The 16260-nt window shown below is 61.5% G+C and carries 18 protein-coding genes, 1 pseudogene and 1 riboswitch; of the genes and pseudogenes, 3 read left to right on the top strand and 16 right to left on the bottom strand.

The window, feature by feature from the left end:
* Positions 1–13 precede the first annotated feature (13 nt).
* Together EU811_RS12815 and nhaA are read left to right on the top strand one after the other, a co-directional pair.
* Positions 14–403 carry a CBS domain-containing protein gene (locus EU811_RS12815; protein ID WP_142938774.1) on the top strand — a complete coding sequence of 130 codons (390 nt, stop codon included), beginning with the start codon at positions 14–16 and terminating at the stop codon, positions 401–403.
* A 74-nt stretch (positions 404–477) separates the two neighbouring features.
* Positions 478–1809, top strand: a complete 1332-nt coding sequence (gene nhaA / locus EU811_RS12810; protein WP_142938773.1) for a Na+/H+ antiporter NhaA — start codon at positions 478–480, stop codon at positions 1807–1809.
* Positions 1810–2282: 473 nt separating this feature from the next.
* Here nhaA and EU811_RS12805 read toward each other — a convergent pair.
* The 14 genes and pseudogenes from EU811_RS12805 to EU811_RS12740 all read right to left on the bottom strand — a co-directional run.
* Positions 2283–2966, bottom strand: a pseudogene (locus EU811_RS12805) (magnesium chelatase domain-containing protein); the annotation flags it as partial.
* Complete coding sequence (locus EU811_RS12800; RefSeq protein WP_142938912.1) at positions 2966–3331, bottom strand: YraN family protein; 366 nt, start codon at positions 3329–3331, stop codon at positions 2966–2968. The gene EU811_RS12800 and the pseudogene EU811_RS12805, both read right to left, overlap by 1 nt.
* A 110-nt stretch (positions 3332–3441) precedes the next feature.
* The gene (locus tag EU811_RS12795) at positions 3442–3786 is read right to left on the bottom strand and encodes a DUF2469 domain-containing protein (protein WP_018776202.1); all 345 of its coding nucleotides are present in this window, start codon (positions 3784–3786) and stop codon (positions 3442–3444) included.
* A 66-nt stretch (positions 3787–3852) separates the two neighbouring features.
* Positions 3853–4635, bottom strand: coding sequence for a ribonuclease HII (locus EU811_RS12790; protein WP_142938911.1), 783 nt, complete (start codon positions 4633–4635; stop codon positions 3853–3855).
* A 17-nt stretch (positions 4636–4652) separates the two neighbouring features.
* Positions 4653–5519 (bottom strand): signal peptidase I, encoded by an 867-nt coding sequence (gene lepB / locus EU811_RS12785; protein WP_142938772.1) that lies wholly within the window; start codon positions 5517–5519, stop codon positions 4653–4655.
* The gene (gene lepB / locus EU811_RS12780; RefSeq protein WP_142938771.1) at positions 5520–6197 is read right to left on the bottom strand and encodes a signal peptidase I; all 678 of its coding nucleotides are present in this window, start codon (positions 6195–6197) and stop codon (positions 5520–5522) included.
* Between the two features lie 80 nt (positions 6198–6277).
* A complete protein-coding gene (gene rplS / locus EU811_RS12775) occupies positions 6278–6631 on the bottom strand; it encodes a 50S ribosomal protein L19 (protein ID WP_014922079.1) in 354 nt (117 codons plus the stop codon).
* Positions 6632–6896: 265 nt separating this feature from the next.
* Entirely contained in the window at positions 6897–7697 is an 801-nt protein-coding gene (trmD, locus tag EU811_RS12770) for a tRNA (guanosine(37)-N1)-methyltransferase TrmD (RefSeq protein ID WP_142938770.1), read from the bottom strand.
* A complete protein-coding gene (rimM, locus tag EU811_RS12765; protein WP_142938769.1) occupies positions 7698–8252 on the bottom strand; it encodes a ribosome maturation factor RimM in 555 nt (184 codons plus the stop codon).
* A 130-nt stretch (positions 8253–8382) separates the two neighbouring features.
* Positions 8383–8625 (bottom strand): RNA-binding protein, encoded by a 243-nt coding sequence (locus tag EU811_RS12760; protein WP_011775119.1) that lies wholly within the window; start codon positions 8623–8625, stop codon positions 8383–8385.
* Between the two features lies 1 nt (position 8626).
* The gene (rpsP, locus tag EU811_RS12755; protein ID WP_017199647.1) at positions 8627–9046 is read right to left on the bottom strand and encodes a 30S ribosomal protein S16; all 420 of its coding nucleotides are present in this window, start codon (positions 9044–9046) and stop codon (positions 8627–8629) included.
* A gap of 235 nt (positions 9047–9281) precedes the next feature.
* Positions 9282–9734: a hypothetical protein gene (locus EU811_RS12750; RefSeq protein WP_142938910.1), complete on the bottom strand. Its 453-nt coding sequence runs from the start codon at positions 9732–9734 to the stop codon at positions 9282–9284.
* Positions 9735–9824: 90 nt separating this feature from the next.
* Positions 9825–10697 carry a VOC family protein gene (locus EU811_RS12745; protein WP_142938768.1) on the bottom strand — a complete coding sequence of 291 codons (873 nt, stop codon included), beginning with the start codon at positions 10695–10697 and terminating at the stop codon, positions 9825–9827.
* Positions 10698–10775: 78 nt separating this feature from the next.
* Positions 10776–11858, bottom strand: coding sequence for an amidohydrolase family protein (locus EU811_RS12740; RefSeq protein WP_142938767.1), 1083 nt, complete (start codon positions 11856–11858; stop codon positions 10776–10778).
* 81 nt (positions 11859–11939) lie between these two features.
* Positions 11940–12047: riboswitch (TPP riboswitch) on the top strand.
* Between EU811_RS12740 and thiC the strand changes: the two genes are divergently transcribed.
* Complete coding sequence (gene thiC / locus EU811_RS12735) at positions 12043–13848, top strand: phosphomethylpyrimidine synthase ThiC (RefSeq protein WP_142938766.1); 1806 nt, start codon at positions 12043–12045, stop codon at positions 13846–13848. It overlaps the preceding riboswitch by 5 nt.
* A 17-nt stretch (positions 13849–13865) precedes the next feature.
* Here the strand turns inward: thiC and EU811_RS12730 are convergent, their stop codons facing one another.
* Entirely contained in the window at positions 13866–14588 is a 723-nt protein-coding gene (locus EU811_RS12730) for an alpha/beta fold hydrolase (RefSeq protein ID WP_142938765.1), read from the bottom strand.
* 68 nt (positions 14589–14656) lie between these two features.
* A complete protein-coding gene (gene ffh / locus EU811_RS12725; RefSeq protein WP_142938764.1) occupies positions 14657–16237 on the bottom strand; it encodes a signal recognition particle protein in 1581 nt (526 codons plus the stop codon).
* Between the last annotated feature and the right edge of the window lie 23 nt (positions 16238–16260).

Below are 16260 nucleotides of genomic sequence, written 5' to 3'. Positions count from 1 at the left end.
GAGGAGGAAAGAGATGCTCACTGTCAAAGATGTCATGGTCGCCGAGGTCGTCACGATCTCCCCTTACAGCACGCTGCGGGAGGCGCTGTCGATGATGAAGGAGCGCCAGGTGAAGAGCCTGGTAGTGGAGCGGCAGCACGCCCACGACGCCTACGGCCTGCTCAGCTACAGAGAACTCCTGGACACCGTCGTAGCGCAGGAGGGGGATGTGGACCTCCTGAACGTCTATGACGCCGCCACGATCCCCGCGATCACTGTCAACGAGGACCTGTCCGTCCGCCAGGCAGCGGCCCTGATGAGCCGCTATCACCTCAGCCGGCTCGTCGTTGTGGAAGGCAATCAGCTCGTCGGGTTGCTCGCCATGAATGACATTCTCGCCCGGCTCATGGAGGAGCTAACGTGACATTCGCCCGGCTGCGCTGACCACTACGTCGGCGAGGGACATTGTCTTGTCGGGACTACTCGAGGACGCACCGAATGGACCAGAACTCACCGGACTCCCGCCCCCGCTTCTTCCTGCTCGGAGGGGAAAGTTCTTCCGAGTTGCTGCGCATCGGTTCCGTCCTGCGCAAAGAGACTGTCGGCGGCGCGCTGCTCGTGGCAGCTGCGATCATCGCGCTGATTTGGGCAAACTCCCCGCTCTCCGCCGGTTACTTCCAGCTGAGGGATATCCGGATCGGATACGGGCCGTGGCATCTGGAACTCAGCCTGGGCGAGTGGGCGTCGGACGGTCTGCTGGCCATCTTCTTCTTCCTCGTCGGCCTTGAACTTAAGCGGGAGTTCCTGATCGGGGATCTGCGCGAGCCCAGCAAGTCGGTCGTGCCCGTTGCCGCCGCCGCCGGTGGGGTCGCTGTTCCCGCCATCATCTATTCCGTGGTCAACCTGGCCAGTCCAGAAACGCTGAGGGGATGGGCGATCCCGACGGCGACGGACATCGCCTTCGCCGTCGCTGTTCTGGCCCTGATCGGTTCGCACCTGCCGGGCGCATTGCGGATTTTCCTCCTGACACTCGCCGTGGTTGATGACCTGATCGCCATTGGCATCATCGCGTTCTTCTATTCGCAGGACATTCGTCCGGAGCTGCTGCTGCTGGTGCTGCTCGCCTTAGGTTCCTACACCCTTCTTGCACACCGGTACCGGCGGTTCTTCGCTACACGGACAGCGGCCTGGCTGATCCTGCTTCCCCTGGGCGCTGCCGTCTGGGTACTGGTCCGCAATTCAGGGATCCATGCGACTGTTGCAGGAGTCATGCTGGGCTTCGCTGTTCCGCTCGCTCACTCCAAGGGCGGACCGCAGCCGGGTGGGGGGTTGGCCGAGATCCTGGAGCACCGGCTGCGCCCCGTTTCGGCTGGTATCGCTGTGCCGGTGTTTGCCTTCTTTTCCGCCGGTGTACAGGTCGGCGGCCGGGATGGGATCGGATCCCTGTTCTCGAACCCGGTGACCGTCGGGATCATCATCGCCTTGGTCATGGGCAAACCAGTCGGAATTCTCGGAACGGTCTGGCTGATTACCAAGGCCACCAGGGCAAGACTGGACCGCTCCATCAAGTGGATCGATATTTTCGGGGTTTCGCTCCTCGGCGGGATCGGCTTCACCGTTTCCCTGCTGGTCGCGGAGCTCAGCTTCGGCCACGGCAGCAACTATGGTGACCAGGCGACGACAGGGATCCTGGCGGCGTCCCTCATAGCCTCACTCCTGGCTGCTGCAGTCCTGCTGCCCAGGAACCGGCACTACCGGCGCACCAACTCGTCCCGGCCTTCCAGCGCGGCCGGCCCAGGCTCCGAAGAGTCTTCGCATTCGGCTGCATGAACTCTTCGACGCAGCGGGCCTGGCACCGCAGCAAGGCTGCCGGCCGACCTGCCACGGCAACCCGCTGCACCAGATCATGGAGCCGGAAGAGAACCATCACTGCGATCTTGCGGTCTAGCGTTACTCGCCGAGGGCAGGACCGTCACCCAGACAGCCAACGCCTGCGCGTACTCCTCCAGCGCGTTCCGGCCTTCGGGCGGACGCCAGTGTCGCTGTACCGGTAGGGGCCGACGGCAAGCGCGACGTCGTAGACGGAAACGTATAGCTTCGACCTCGTGACCCGGCTGGGCCCGGAGTCGTGAACCCATCTCGGCCGCGATGCTTAGGCATGGCCTGAAGATCGTCAGAGTCCGCACCAACGGCGAGCCCGGGCAGCAGCTTGGCGGGTTCGGGCAGGCGCTGCTTCCGCGCACATGTTTGACGGTAAGCCCCGCCGCTCGAATGCCTTCACGCATACATGGTTAAGGACGTACCCCCGGGGGTCCTGTCAGTAACATGTGGTGGCCGCCGGCAGCGGCTACCTCCAAGGCGCGCCTTGCCTCGCCTTGGCCCGACACGTCACAGAGATCCGGCATCAACGGGACGTGGCCCGCGTCATCCGCAGGCACATCGGCGTCAACAGGGCTGTAGTCGAGGGCGAGGTCTTTGGGATCCGCGCCGAAGTCGTAGGCAAGCCGGGCAAGGGTCTTGTAGCCGCGAACCTTCGCTCCGGGGACAAGCGACGCTTCCTTAGCGTTGGCGTCAGCCACCACAACGTCCGGGTAACCCGCCTGAACAGCCGCCATGACGGCAGGGAGGATGCCACGTACCGGCCTCAATCGTCCATCAAGCCCCAGCTCTGCAATAAACACGGTTCCGCCAATTTCGCGGATATCGTCGGCAGCACGGAGCACCGCCATGGTGATGGCTAGATCAAATCCAGAGCCTCGCTTGGGAAGAGATGCGGGAATGAGGTTGGCCGTGATCTTACGCCGGCTGAGGGGAATTCCCGAGTTTTGGGCGGCCGAACGAATGCGCTCCTTAGCCTCATTCAAAGCGGCATCTGGTAACCCCAGGATGACGAAGTTCGGGAGCGTTTGGCCAATGTCAGCTTCTACCTCCACGATGTAACCGTTGAGCCCCACCAAGGCAACGCAGTAGCTGCGTCCGACCCCCATCAGCCGACACCGCGCAAGTGCTCAAGTTGCGGTTCACCGACGCCGCTGTCAATGACGGAAACAACATCAATCCGCGTGCGCAGAGCAGCAAGATCATGCTCGCGGCACCACGACAACGAGAGACGATGAAGACGCGCGAGCTTGGCGGCACCCACCGCCTCAAAAGGATGACCGTAGTCCAGGCTCTTCCGGGTCTTTACTTCGGCAACAACCAAGATGTCGCCCTCGATCGCCACGATGTCGATCTCACCGTCCGGGCACCGCCAATTGCGATCGACGATCCGCATTCCCTGGTTCTCCAGAAAATCTGCCGCCAATGCTTCACCGTTACGGCCAAGCAGGTCTTTTGCTCTCATGACCACCACCTCCAAGCACCAGTTTTCAGGCTGGCGTGGTGCGGCGGCAGGGTGTCAATTAGCTATGTGGGTAAACCTGCGGAAGTCAGTGCTGTGGAGGAATACTGAGGAGCGCCTGATTAGTTTCCGAGATCCCCAAGGTCCCCAAGACCGCCATCCTTCGGCAAAGCCAGGTCCTCGCTCCGCGGCAGTTCCTCTACGTTGACGTCCTTGAACGTGATCACGCGAACATTCTTGACGAAGCGGGCAGAGCGGTAAACGTCCCAGACCCAGGCGTCCTGAAGCGTGAGGTCAAAGTAGACTTCCCCGTCCGCACTGCGGGCCTGAAGGTCCACGTGGTTGGCCAGATAGAAACGCCGCTCGGTTTCCACTACGTAGCTGAACAGACCGACAACATCCCGGTACTCGCGGTAGAGCTGAAGCTCCATGTCGGTTTCATAGTTCTCAAGGTCCTCGGCGCTCATAGTTCCATCTTGCACTATCAGCCGGGCAGCAAGCGCCACATGGGATGGCGGCGTGGGTCTGAGGCATCAGGCCAGATCAGGACCGGTGAGGTTCCAGCTTGTCCGGTGATGGGCACTGGGGCCTTGCGAGCGAATGACTTCACGGTGAGCGGAAGTGGCGTAACCCTTATTGACGTTCCAGCCATAGGAGGGAATTTCCGAATGCAGGTCCACCATAATCCGGTCGCGGGCAACTTTGGCCAGGACACTGGCGGCGGCAACACTGAGACAACTCATATCCGCTTTGATCCTGGTATGCACTGGCGCCTCGCACCAAGGGCCGGGGTCGGGACTGTCGAAGAGCGAGGCCTGAACGTCCGGCGAAAGCCAATTGTGGCTGCCGTCCAACAGCACAACATCCGGAGTGATGCCGCCTTCAAGGATTTCAAACCAAGCACGGGTTCCGGCCAGCCGCAAGGCGGCGATGATGCCGATTTCGTCAATCTCCCGGGACGATGCATGCCCGACGGCGGAGGCCACAGCCCACTGTCGAACAAGAGGCTCCAGTCTGTCCCGATCCTCGGGTTTGAGCAGCTTGCTGTCCTTGACGTCAGCCAGCAGGCCATGCTCGGCAAGGTCTACTACGGCAATGCCAACGCTGACCGGTCCGGCCAAGGCTCCCCGCCCAACCTCATCCACTCCTGCGAGCAAACGGACGCCGGAGGATAAGAAAGACCGTTCGACATCGAGGGTGGGGACACCCACACGGCTCTTGGCCTGCTTAGTGGATTTAGCCGTTGCCTTGCCCTGCGTCTTGCTCTGTGTCTTACTCTGCGCCTTGACCTTGGAGCCGGTAGCCGTTGATGCCATTGCTGTGCCCAAGTGCCTTACTTAGCCGGGGTGCCGTCAGGGACGTCACGGAAAACGTCCTGATAGTTATCGAGGATGGTCCATCGGTTGATCGGCCAGGCAATAACGGTGGCTTTACCTTCAACATCCTCGATGTTGATAAATCCGCCGTTGACTTCCTGATGCATCCGGGAATCCTCGGAGTGGTTGCGGTTATCCCCCATCACCCAAACTTTTCCTTCCGGAACAACAATATCGAAGGGTTTCGGCTGCGGCACCTCGGCCGGATTGATGTAAGTCTCGTTCACAGGCACACCGTTGATGGAAAGCCTGCCTTCTGCATCACAACAGGACACCCGGTCCCCCGGGAGCCCGATGATGCGCTTGACCAGGTGCTGATCATTGTTGTCAGGAGCCAGGCCGACGAATTCCAGGCCGTCTCCCACCCAGTCCATGGGTCCGGCCGGCTTCGTGGCTACTGGCGGCAACCAAGCCTGAGCGTCCCTGAACACCACAACATCCCCGCGTTCGAGGTCGAAGGGCCCTGGCACCAGGAGGTTGATGAAGATGCGGTCATTGACGTCCAACGTGCTTTCCATGGACTCGGAGGGGATGTAAAACGCCCTGAACAGGAAAGTCTTGAGCAGGAAGGACAGCACCAGCGCAATCGCCACAACGGTGACGATTTCCTTGACCCACACAAGAACGGGGTTTTTGCGTGGTTTCTCGGCTGCGTGGGAGCCTCCTTCGGAGTCCCTGGCACGAGGCCCGTCCGATTCTTCGGGCCGAGGCGTCACGTCGTCATCCGGGCGGGACTCAGCCGTGCCGGCGGCACTGGCCGTTCCATCCGAGAGCCGGGCGTCGTCGTCGTAACGCTCGGGGTTCTCTGGAGCTTTGTCCGGCATTTACTGTCCGTTCTTCGGTGGTGTTTCGGCCTGCTCTGAGCGAGGCATCTCTGCAAATCTATCAAGTGGCCAGACGATCCGGACCGGTCGGCCTACAACCCGATCCACGGGAACCATGCCGCCACCCGGGGCACCCAGCAGCCCGCGCGAGTCAGCGGAACGTGAACGGTGGTCACCCATGAGCCAGAGGCGACCATCAGGGACCACGACGTCGAACTTCTGTTTGCTGGGCTCGTCCCCGGGATACAGATAGGGTTCCTCAAGAACCTGACCATTCACCGTGAGGTGCCCTGCCGTGTCGCAGCACTGGACGTGGTCGCCGCCCACCCCTATGACACGCTTCACGTACGTGGTGTCGCTGCCGGTGAGCCCAAACCATTGGCTGGCGGCGGACACCGCATCAACAAAAGGACCCTGTCCGCTGCTCAGGGGGTCGAAGGAACCGCGGCCGTCGAAAACCACAATGTCCCCGCGGCGAATCGGTTCAGAGGCGAAGGCCGTCCGAGAAACCAGGATCCGGTCCCCTTCTTCAAGAAGGGGTTCCATGGATTCGGAGGGAATGTAGTACACATCCAGCCACAAGGACCGGACCAGGCCGCTGATCGCAACGGCCAGCACTAGTGCGAGCAAAACAAAACGCCAGCCCTGTTTCCGGGGCTGGCGTTCTGATGTGTCCATGACTCGTATCCCTGTTGCGTTGCGGATTGCTCCGGAACAACCGGGCACGAATCCTGGACCCCTTACGTAAGTCGGAGGACTTACTTGGCGAAGTCGCGCTTTTCCTTGATCTTCGCAGCCTTACCGCGCAGTGCGCGCATGTAGTAAAGCTTGGCGCGGCGGACGTCACCCTTGGTGACGACCTCGATCTTGTCGATGATCGGGGAGTGTACCGGGAAGGTACGCTCTACGCCGACACCGAAGGAAACCTTGCGCACGGTGAAGGTTTCGCGAACGCCGTCGCCCTGGCGGCCCAGGACGAAGCCCTGGAATACCTGAACACGGGAGTTCTTGCCTTCGATGATGTTGACGTGAACCTTGAGGGTGTCGCCCGCGCGGAACTCAGGAACATCGTTACGCAGCGAGGCTGCATCTACGCTATCGAGGATATGCATTAATCCACTCCTGGTGAACGCCACAGGTCATTCACTTTGGGTTACGGCGGACAAGCCCGGGGCACAAAGGCCTACCGGAAATCTCCGCCGAAGTTTCTTAGTGTCCGGTTCCGCCACTGATTGGCGTCACCGGGTTGTCCGACTGTTGGCTCAACTCCCCCTGTGGCAGGTGTCAGCCCAGCAGACACAAGGGTTAATTCTGCCATATGTGCTGCCATCCGGCCAACCGCCCGGCGCCCCGCACCTTTCGACGGCGGGACGTGACTTAGTTCCCGGCGTTGCCGCCGGGCTTGGCACGCAGGCGCCCATCGACGACGTCGTACCCGAGCTCCGCGAGGGCCTGCCGGTCCGCGCGACTCAACCCGCCGGCGTCGAGCCCTTCCATAAGATCCGGCCTGCGCTCCGCCGTGCGGCGGAATTGCTCATGGCGCCGCCACTGGGCGATCTTGCCGTGGTTCCCGCTGAGCAGGATCGGAGGGACGTCGTGGTCCCGCCACGCTGAGGGCTTGGTGTACACGGGATACTCCAAAAGGCCATCCGAGTGGGATTCCTCAACCAGCGATTCCGGATTGCCAACCACCCCTGGAAGAAGGCGTCCAATGGCTTCAACCATGGCCAACACTGCCACTTCACCGCCGTTGAGGACGTAGTCGCCGAGGCTGACAGGCCGGACGGTGAAATGATCCTGGGCCCACTCGATGACGCGTTCGTCAATGCCTTCATATCGGCCACAGGCGAAGACCAGGTGTTGCTCTTCGGCGAGCTCATACGCCAGGGCTTGGTTGAACTTCTCCCCTGCCGGCGACGGAACTATCAGCACCGGTTGTGAGCCTTCGCGGACGGTTGCGACTGATTCCAGGGCCTGCGCCCACGGTTCAGGTTTCATGACCATACCGGCGCCGCCACCATACGGGGTGTCATCCACCGTCCGGTGCCTGTCCGTCGTGTACGTGCGCAGATCGTGGACGTTCAGCTCCAGCAACCCGTCCTGCCGGGCCTTGCCTATGAGCGAGAGCTCCAGCGGGGCGAGGTACTCAGGAAAAATGCTGACAACATCGATCCTCATTTAGGCATCATCCCCGGCGCCATCCTTGGGCTCCTTGACGTTCTCGTCGTTGATCTCAAACAGGCCTGATGGTGGGGTGATGAGGATGTAGCCTTCCTCGACGTTGACCTCCGGAACGATTTCATCGACGAAGGGAATGAGGATTTCCTTGCCATCGGCAGCCTTGACCGTCAGCAGGTCCTGGACTGGAAGGGTGGTGAGAGCAGCTACTTTGCCCACTACCTGCGAGCCAACGCGGGCCTCCAGGCCAACCAGCTCATGCTCGTACCAGCCCTCGTCGTCGTCTTCGTCGTCTAGTTCCTCGGTTTCGATGAAGAGCTTCGCTCCCCGGATGACCTCGGCAGCATTGCGGTCGGCAATTTCTTCGAAGCCAAGCAGGAGGATGTCCTTATTCCACCGGGCACTGCGGATGGTCAATGGGCCAGCGGAGGCGGGCTCCACAACGAACTCGGTTCCAGCGACGAAACGCTCGGAAGGCGCGTCGGTGAGTACCTGCACCGTTACCTCGCCGCGAATACCGTGCGGTTTGCCGATCCGGGCCACCTGGAGCTGCATGGGTTCCTCTAAATTCTTATAGTGCCTGCGCCGCGCGGCGGCAAAGACAGGAAATTGTGGATAAAGCAATCCGGCCCCTCCACCATATTCGGTGAAGGGGCCGGATCTAAGACAAGTAGTGCTGAGCGCGTTACCGGCGACGGTCGGTGTCGACGACGTCGACCCTGACCTGCTCGCCACCGGCCAGGGCTGCAACCACCGTGCGCAATGCACGCGCGGTGCGTCCCTGTCGGCCGATCACCCGTCCGAGGTCCTCCTGGTGAACTCGCACCTCGAGGGATTCCCCGCGGCGGTTGTTCTTGGCACTGACCTTGACATCCTCAGGGCTGTCAACGATCCCACGGACCAAGTGCTCGAGCGCTTCTGCCAGCAACTTACTCAGCCTCGGTGGTCTCTGCTTCAGCCTCGGCCGGAGCTTCGGCTTCGTCCTTCTTGGCCTTCTTGGTGATGGCTTCCGGAATGATAACGGAACCCTTCTCCGGGGCTACGAAGGCTTCCTTCGGAGCTTTGGTCTTCAGGGTGCCTTCCTGGCCCGGCAGGCCCTTGAACTTCTGCCAGTCACCGGTGATCTTGAGGATCGCGGCAACCTGCTCGGTGGGCTGGGCACCAACGGAAAGCCAGTACTGGGCGCGCTCGGAAGCGACCTCGATGTACGACGGCTCTTCGGTGGGGTGGTACTTGCCGATTTCTTCAATGGCACGGCCATCGCGCTTGGCGCGGGCATCCATGACGACGATGCGGTAGTACGGTGCGCGCATCTTACCGAAGCGCTTAAGGCGAATCTTTACGGCCACTTTTGTGGTCACTCCTGTTTCTGAAACGAGGTTGAACCCGACGTTCTGCACCCGTGGGGCGGGCCGTACTAGACGGTTCGAAGGACAAGATACGAGCACGGAGAGAGGGGCCGCACCGATCGAGTACCTGTCTATTGTGCCAGATGCCCGGAGCAAATACGACTCCGGTCCCCCTACCCGGCGTGTTCTTGCCCACTCCCGCGGTTGATGGTGCAGCCTTAAGCGAACAGGGGCGTCATTCGGACCAGACGTAAAGCCCGGCGCGCTCCGCCTTCTCGACGTCCGTCGCGAGGGCAGCCAACTGCTGGACATACTGGCGCGATTGCGCGGCATCGAAAGGCATATCGTCCTGTTCAGCCCATGCAGCGGCAACGTCGTCAAGAACGTTGGCGTCGCCTTCGCTCTCATAGGTGAGCAGTTCGGCAAGGGCCCGCACCATGGCTTCAGGGACACCCAGGAGGGCGTCGCTTGTGACGTCAACCAGGGCAAGCTCGTAGTCAGCTCCGGCGGCGTGAACAGCCTGTCCTGCGAGGTCGCCCAGTTGTTCGACTTCGAAATCGGTGATGCCGTCAATCCGAACGGCCGGGCCGGTTACACCTGCACCCTTCTCCAGGGCTGCAGCCCGCTTGAGCGCTTCATCGTGGGTGGCTACAAAAACTTCGGCAAAGCCCATGGAAAGTACTCTCATTCCTTCGTGCTGACGGGGCGGCGGCACAGGAACCCGGAGGTTCCGTGCCGTCATGCCAAGCCTAGTGCAGCCGGGGGCGCGGACTGGTCCTCAGCGCACGGTGACGCGCAGCTTGTTCCGCCAAGGATCATCAAAGCGCAGCTCGGCACCGGTGTGGTGGCTCTGCACACCGGCAACCTTGAGGCGATCAGCAAGCGCGGCCACGTCATCGGCGCCGGGGACTTGAATCAGGACCTCCCCCAGGCCCAGCGTGTCCTTTCGCGGGCCCGCTCCACGGCTGTTCCAGACGTTCATGGCCATGTGGTGGTGGTAGCCGCCCGCGGAGACGAAAAGCGCCTGGCCGTGCCAGCCTGCGGTGCGCTCGAAGCCCAGGGTTTCAACGTAGAACTTTTGCGCGGTCTCCACGTCACCCACCTGCAGGTGAACGTGCCCGACGCCGGCCGCCGACTCACGCTGCCCGGTCACGGCAGCTTCACTCAGGTGCTGCTGCAGGAATCGCTGCGGCGGGAGAGCAACGTTGTCCATGACAACGTTCTTGCCATCCCACTTCCAGAGGTCACGGGGCTTGTCGTAGTACAGCTCAATGCCGTTGCCTTCGGGGTCGGTGAAGTAGAACGCTTCACTGACCAAATGATCGGCGCTGCCTGCGAACGCGCGGGGTTCGTATTCGGCTGCCGTGGCAATGGTGGCGGCCAATGAGGGCTGGTCCTCGAACAGAATGGCCGTGTGGAACAGGCCGGCTTCGCCCCGACCCGGAATCTGCAGGCCAGCCGCGGGAGCGAGGTGGACGACCGGCTTGCCGACACGCCCCAAATACAGCCCGCCGTCTTGCTCGGCCACCACGTCCAGGCCAAGGGCCCGCTGGTAGTAGTCACTCATGACCTTCATGTCGCCCACCTTGAGCATGACGGTGCCCATGGTGAGTTCGGCAGGCAGAAGATCCTGGCTGGATGATGAGGTCATGTGAAGCTCCCGGTTCCGAGGTGGCCGCTTATCGGCACCTTCTTACCTATCTAAATTACTTGAAGCTTCAATTTATTCCTAACGCACGACGTTCCCTCGAATCACGATGTGCCGGAGTTCGTCCATAGTCCGCAGCTGACGCCGCGGATCCTCACTGCAGAGCACGACGTCGGCGCTGGCCCCTTCACTGATGCCCTCGGCTCCCAGCCACGCACGGGCACCCCAGGATGCGGCGTTCAGGACCGCAGCCGGCGGAAGGCCGGCGTCGTGCAGTTCCTTCATCTCCTCCGCAATCCGACCGTGCCTAATGACGCTGCCGGCATCAGTCCCGGCATACATCGAAACCCCCGCTTCGAAGGCCGACAACACACGCTCATGGCGACGCTCCCACAGACGCAGCATGTGGTCCGCGTACTTCGGAAACTTTGGCTCTGCCTGCGCGGCAATATCGGGAAAGGTAGCGATATTGACCAGCGTGGGAACAATCGGCACCGACTGCTCCACCAAGCGGGGAAGGTGCCTCGGGAGGAGACCGGTAGCGTGCTCAATGCAATCGATATTGGCATCGAGCATGTCGTCAATGGTGTCCTCAGCGAAACAGTGAGCCGTGACCCTGGCACCTTCATCATGTGCCGCTGAGATGGCATCCTTCACGGTCCTGGCCGGGAAGGAAACCGCGAGGTCACCGACGTCGCGATCTATCCAATCGCCCACTAGTTTCACCCAGCCATCGCCGTCCCGGGCTTCCTTTCGTACGGTCTCAACCAGTTCAGCGGGCTCAATTTCATGCCCCAAGCCGCGGAGGTACCGCCGGCTCCGCGCTATATGCCGGCCTGAACGGATCAAGCGGGGCAAGTCCGATCGCTGCTGTACCCAGCGGGTGTCCGAGGGCGATCCGCAATCGCGGATTAACAGCGTCCCGGCGTCGAGGTCTGCTTGGGCTTGGGCCAGCGTGGCGTGCTCATCAACGGCTCCTCCAACACCGAGTCCGACATGGCAGTGAGCGTCAACCAAACCCGGCAGGACCCAACCGTCCAGCACTCTGTCCGGCGCAGAAGCGGGACGCTGGAACGTCAAGGTGCCGTCCACTGACCATAGCCCCTGGCGCTCTTCGTCCGCCGAGACGAGCACTGGTCCACTGAATTCGATGATGTTGGCCATGGCAAAAGCGTAGCCGGGTGGCATGGCAGAGCCGTTCCCACCATGTGACTGGGCGGTGGTTCGTAGCTGTGGTAGCTTCGTCTACGACCACACGGGAGCCCTTGCAGGGGCTGAGATCGGACTGATGCAGTCTGCGACCGTTGAACCTGTCCGGGTAATGCCGGCGAAGGAAGTGAGTATTCCCTTGAGCACCGCAGAAACACAGCACAGCCCTGTCCAAAATCAGTTCGGCATGGACCAAAAACAGCCCGTCACGCAATCGTTGCAGTCCCACTCGTTGGCGTGGCTGGAAGATCCGGACAACGGCATACGCGTCCCCGTCACCGCGATCGCCTTGGAGCCCTCCCCCAACGGGCTAGTCAATCCACCTTTGCAGGTTTACCGAACAGCAGGCCCAGGCAGCGATCCGGTGGTGGGGTTGGAGCCGTTCCGTGCACCGTGGATCGAAGCCCGCGGAGATACGGAAGCCTATTCCGGTCGGCAGCGGAACCTGCTCGACGACGGCAAGTCCGCAGTCCGGCGTGGAGCAGCGTCAGCGGAGTGGAAGGGCGCGCAACCCGTGCCACGCCGCGCCGTGGAAGGTAGGACTGTCACGCAGATGTACTACGCGAAGCAGGGAGTTGTAACTCCTGAAATGCAGTTCGTCGCCTTGCGGGAGAACTGCGATGTTGAACTCGTCCGCAGCGAAGTTGCCGCGGGAAGGGCGATCATCCCGAACAACATCAACCACCCCGAATCCGAACCAATGATCATCGGCAAAGCTTTCCTGGTCAAGATCAACGCCAACATCGGAAACTCAGCGGTCACCAGCTCCATCGCCGAGGAAGTGGACAAGCTGCAGTGGGCTGCCAAGTGGGGCGCTGACACGGTGATGGATCTCTCCACGGGGGACGACATCCACACGACGCGTGAATGGATCATCCGCAACTCACCTGTCCCGATCGGAACAGTCCCTATCTATCAGGCCCTTGAAAAGGTTAACGGCGAGGCCAACAAGCTGACGTGGGAAATCTTCCGCGATACCGTCATTGAGCAATGCGAGCAAGGCGTGGACTACATGACCATCCATGCGGGCGTTTTACTGAGGTACGTGCCGTTGACCGCCAACCGGGTCACGGGCATCGTATCCCGCGGCGGCTCCATCATGGCCGGGTGGTGCCTTGCCCACCACCAGGAGAACTTCCTCTACACGCACTTTGACGAGCTCTGCGAAATCTTTGCCCAGTACGATGTCGCGTTCTCCTTGGGAGACGGGCTGCGTCCCGGATCCATTGCGGACGCCAACGACGCCGCGCAGTTCGCCGAGTTGGATACACTCGCGGAGCTGACACAGCGGGCGTGGGAGTTCGACGTCCAAGTCATGGTGGAAGGCCCCGGCCATATTCCCTTCCACCTGGTGCGGGAGAATGTTGAGCGCCAGCAGGAACTGTGCAAGGGTGCGCCGTTCTACACCTTGGGTCCACTGGTTACCGACATCGCCCCCGGCTATGACCACATCACCTCGGCCATCGGCGCCACGGAAATTGCACGCTACGGCACCGCGATGCTCTGCTACGTAACTCCGAAGGAGCACTTGGGGCTGCCCAACAAGGATGACGTCAAGACTGGCGTCATCACGTACAAAATCGCGGCGCACGCGGCTGACCTCGCCAAGGGACATCCGGGAGCTCATGAACGTGATGATGCGCTGTCCAAGGCGCGGTTCGAGTTCCGCTGGAGGGACCAGTTCGCCTTGTCCCTGGACCCTGTCACCGCAGAAGCTTTCCACGACGAGACGCTGCCCGCAGAACCGGCAAAAACCGCTCATTTCTGCTCCATGTGCGGACCTAAGTTCTGTTCGATGCGCATCAGCCAGGACATCCGCGACGAATACGGTTCGGCAGAATCCCAGGCTGCAATCGCAGGAATGTATAACGGGATGCGCGAAAAGAGCGAGGAGTTCTTGGCTTCAGGGGGAAAGGTGTACCTACCGGAGCTTCACGTCCCCTGAATTAGGGACCAGCCGAATCAGGAAGCCTGAACTGACCTTGCCCTGCCAACCTCGGCGATGAACGAACGAATGGCTTGATCGCCGTCAACCGAATCCTGGGGCCGGTGACCTCCCGCTGCTACGCGGCGAAGGGCACCGGTCTCCTGGAGGTAGCCGGCAATTTCCTCGTAAAGCGGCTCCCATCCGCCGGTGAGAACCAAAGTGGGAACCCCGGGAACAATGTGGAGCGGGGCCTCCCATGGTGGCGCCTGGAGTCTGAGCCGGCGGGCTGAACGGCGTGCTTCCGCAGTGTCCAGCCCACCCGTTTCAGCAGAGAAAGCACGGCGGAAATATTCACGCTGGTAATCGGCGTCATTGAGCTGCGTGCGGGCGTCGAACAGCGGTTCCATGAGTGCCCGGTGGGAACCCGTAGCCGGAAGCTCAGCAGTCAGGGACAAACATGCTGGCTCCACCAAAGTGAGTGAATGCACCAGCTCGGGGCGTTCGATTGCTGCCAGCATGGCGGAGATGGCGCCTTGCTCGTGTGCCACGATGTGGCCTCCACCGGAGTCAATCAAGGCATTGATCACAATGGCAACGTCCGCCGCCACATTGGATTCCGTTGGTTCGGCGACGGCATCAAAGCCGTGCCGCCGAAGGAAGAGGGCATCATAAGCGAGGGCCATGCCATGTTGCTTCGGCCATGCCGCAGCACCAAAACTGCCCAGGCCGTGAACGAAGACTACGCGCTGCTTATGCATTGGTTCAGCCTATTCCACGGCTCTGACATCCCAAGGGCCGGAAATCCCGGCTCCTTGGGAAGCACTACTTACTTTCCGAGGAACTTGTCGAAGCCCTTGGGGAGATTCAGGGACGACGGATCGAAGTCCGCGGCACCCTGTCCAAAAGCCGCGCCCGTGGGTGCTGCCGAGGCCGCGTTGGCCCGCTTGGCCTCAGCGTCACGCAGTTCCTGTGCCGCCTTTGCGGGGTTGCCCGAACGAGCCTTCTTCTTAGGGGCGTTCTTCCCGTTTTTGCGCCCGCCGCCAGGACCACCGAGACCAGGCATGCCGGGCATACCCGGCATGCCGCCGCCCTGAGCGAGCTTCTTCATCATCTTCTGGGCCTGCGCGAACCGCTCCAACAGGCCATTGACCTCGGACACGTGCACACCGGAACCCCTGGCGATACGGGCACGGCGTGAGCCGTTGATGATCTTCGGAGCAACACGCTCGTGCGGAGTCATGGAGCGGACGATCGCCTCAACGCGGTCGATCTCTTTTTCGTCGAAGTTCTCCAGCTGCTGACGGATGTTCTGCGCACCCGGCATCATCATGAGCATCTTCTTCATGGAGCCCATGTTGCGGATTTGCTGCATCTGGGCGAGGAAGTCGTCCAGGGTGAAGTCTTCCTGATCAGCGAACTTCTTCGCCATCCGGGCAGCTTCGTCTTTGTCCCACGACCTCTCGGCCTGTTCAATCAGGGTGAGGACGTCGCCCATGTCCAGGATGCGGGAAGCCATACGGTCCGGGTGGAAGAGCTCGAAATCATCCAGGCCTTCACCGGTGGAGGCAAACATCACCGGCTTACCAGTGACGGACGCGACCGAGAGCGCGGCACCGCCGCGGGCGTCGCCGTCGAGCTTGGACAGAACGATGCCCGTGAAGTTAACGCCTTCATCGAAGGCCATCGCCGTGTTAACGGCGTCCTGGCCAATCATGGAGTCGATAACGAAGAGAACTTCGTTGGGGATGATCGCCTGACGGATGCGGCGGGCCTGATCCATCATCTCGGCGTCGACGCCGAGACGACCGGCGGTGTCAACAATCACGACGTCGTGCAACTTCTGACGTGCTTCCTCAACACCGGCCTTGGCGACGGCTACGGGGTCGCCCGCAGGGTGCTCGAGCTCGGACGTTGCACCGGGGTGCGGAGCGAACACCGGGACGCCCGCGCGCTGTCCCACCACTTGGAGCTGGGTCACGGCATTGGGGCGCTGGAGATCACAAGCCACCAGCATGGGGCTGTGGCCCTGGGACTTGAGCCACTTGGATAGCTTGCCTGCAAGAGTGGTCTTACCGGCACCCTGGAGGCCGGCGAGCATGATGATGGTGGGGCCGGTCTTGGCCAAACGAATACGGCGCGTTTCGCCGCCGAGGATCTCCTTGAGTTCCTCGTTGACGATCTTGACGATCTGCTGGCTCGGGTTCAACGCTCCCGAGACTTCGGCGCCGAGGGCACGTTCGCGGATGCGGCCTGTGAACTCGCGGACCACGGAAACTGCAACGTCCGCATCCAGCAAGGCACGGCGAATTTCACGAACTGTGGCATCGACGTCAGCCTCGGTGAGGCGGCCCTTGCCACGAAGGTTCTTGAAGGTTGCTGTCAACCGGTCAGAGAGTGAATTGAACACGCGCCGTGCACTTCTTTCGATGG

This window comes from Arthrobacter sp. TS-15, assembly GCF_006964045.1.
In the GTDB taxonomy this organism is placed as follows: Bacteria; Actinomycetota; Actinomycetes; order Actinomycetales; family Micrococcaceae; genus Arthrobacter.
The sequence above is the reverse complement of the archived record's forward strand: the minus strand, read 5'-3'. Positions and strand labels throughout refer to the sequence as shown.

Bases quoted from the DNA above. Each gene is read 5' to 3' on its own strand.
- EU811_RS12815 (WP_142938774.1), top strand. From the start codon at position 14: ATGCTCACTGTCAAAGATGTCATGGTCGCCGAGGTCGTCACGATCTCC.
- nhaA (WP_142938773.1), top strand. From the start codon at position 478: ATGGACCAGAACTCACCGGACTCCCGCCCCCGCTTCTTCCTGCTCGGA.
- EU811_RS12795 (WP_018776202.1), bottom strand. From the start codon at position 3,786: ATGAGCGCCGAGGACCTTGAGAACTATGAAACCGACATGGAGCTTCAG.
- EU811_RS12790 (WP_142938911.1), bottom strand. From the start codon at position 4,635: ATGGCATCAACGGCTACCGGCTCCAAGGTCAAGGCGCAGAGTAAGACA.
- lepB (WP_142938772.1), bottom strand. From the start codon at position 5,519: ATGCCGGACAAAGCTCCAGAGAACCCCGAGCGTTACGACGACGACGCC.
- lepB (WP_142938771.1), bottom strand. From the start codon at position 6,197: ATGGACACATCAGAACGCCAGCCCCGGAAACAGGGCTGGCGTTTTGTT.
- rplS (WP_014922079.1), bottom strand. From the start codon at position 6,631: ATGCATATCCTCGATAGCGTAGATGCAGCCTCGCTGCGTAACGATGTT.
- trmD (WP_142938770.1), bottom strand. From the start codon at position 7,697: ATGAGGATCGATGTTGTCAGCATTTTTCCTGAGTACCTCGCCCCGCTG.
- rimM (WP_142938769.1), bottom strand. From the start codon at position 8,252: ATGCAGCTCCAGGTGGCCCGGATCGGCAAACCGCACGGTATTCGCGGC.
- EU811_RS12750 (WP_142938910.1), bottom strand. From the start codon at position 9,734: ATGAGAGTACTTTCCATGGGCTTTGCCGAAGTTTTTGTAGCCACCCAC.
- EU811_RS12745 (WP_142938768.1), bottom strand. From the start codon at position 10,697: ATGACCTCATCATCCAGCCAGGATCTTCTGCCTGCCGAACTCACCATG.
- EU811_RS12740 (WP_142938767.1), bottom strand. From the start codon at position 11,858: ATGGCCAACATCATCGAATTCAGTGGACCAGTGCTCGTCTCGGCGGAC.
- EU811_RS12730 (WP_142938765.1), bottom strand. From the start codon at position 14,588: ATGCATAAGCAGCGCGTAGTCTTCGTTCACGGCCTGGGCAGTTTTGGT.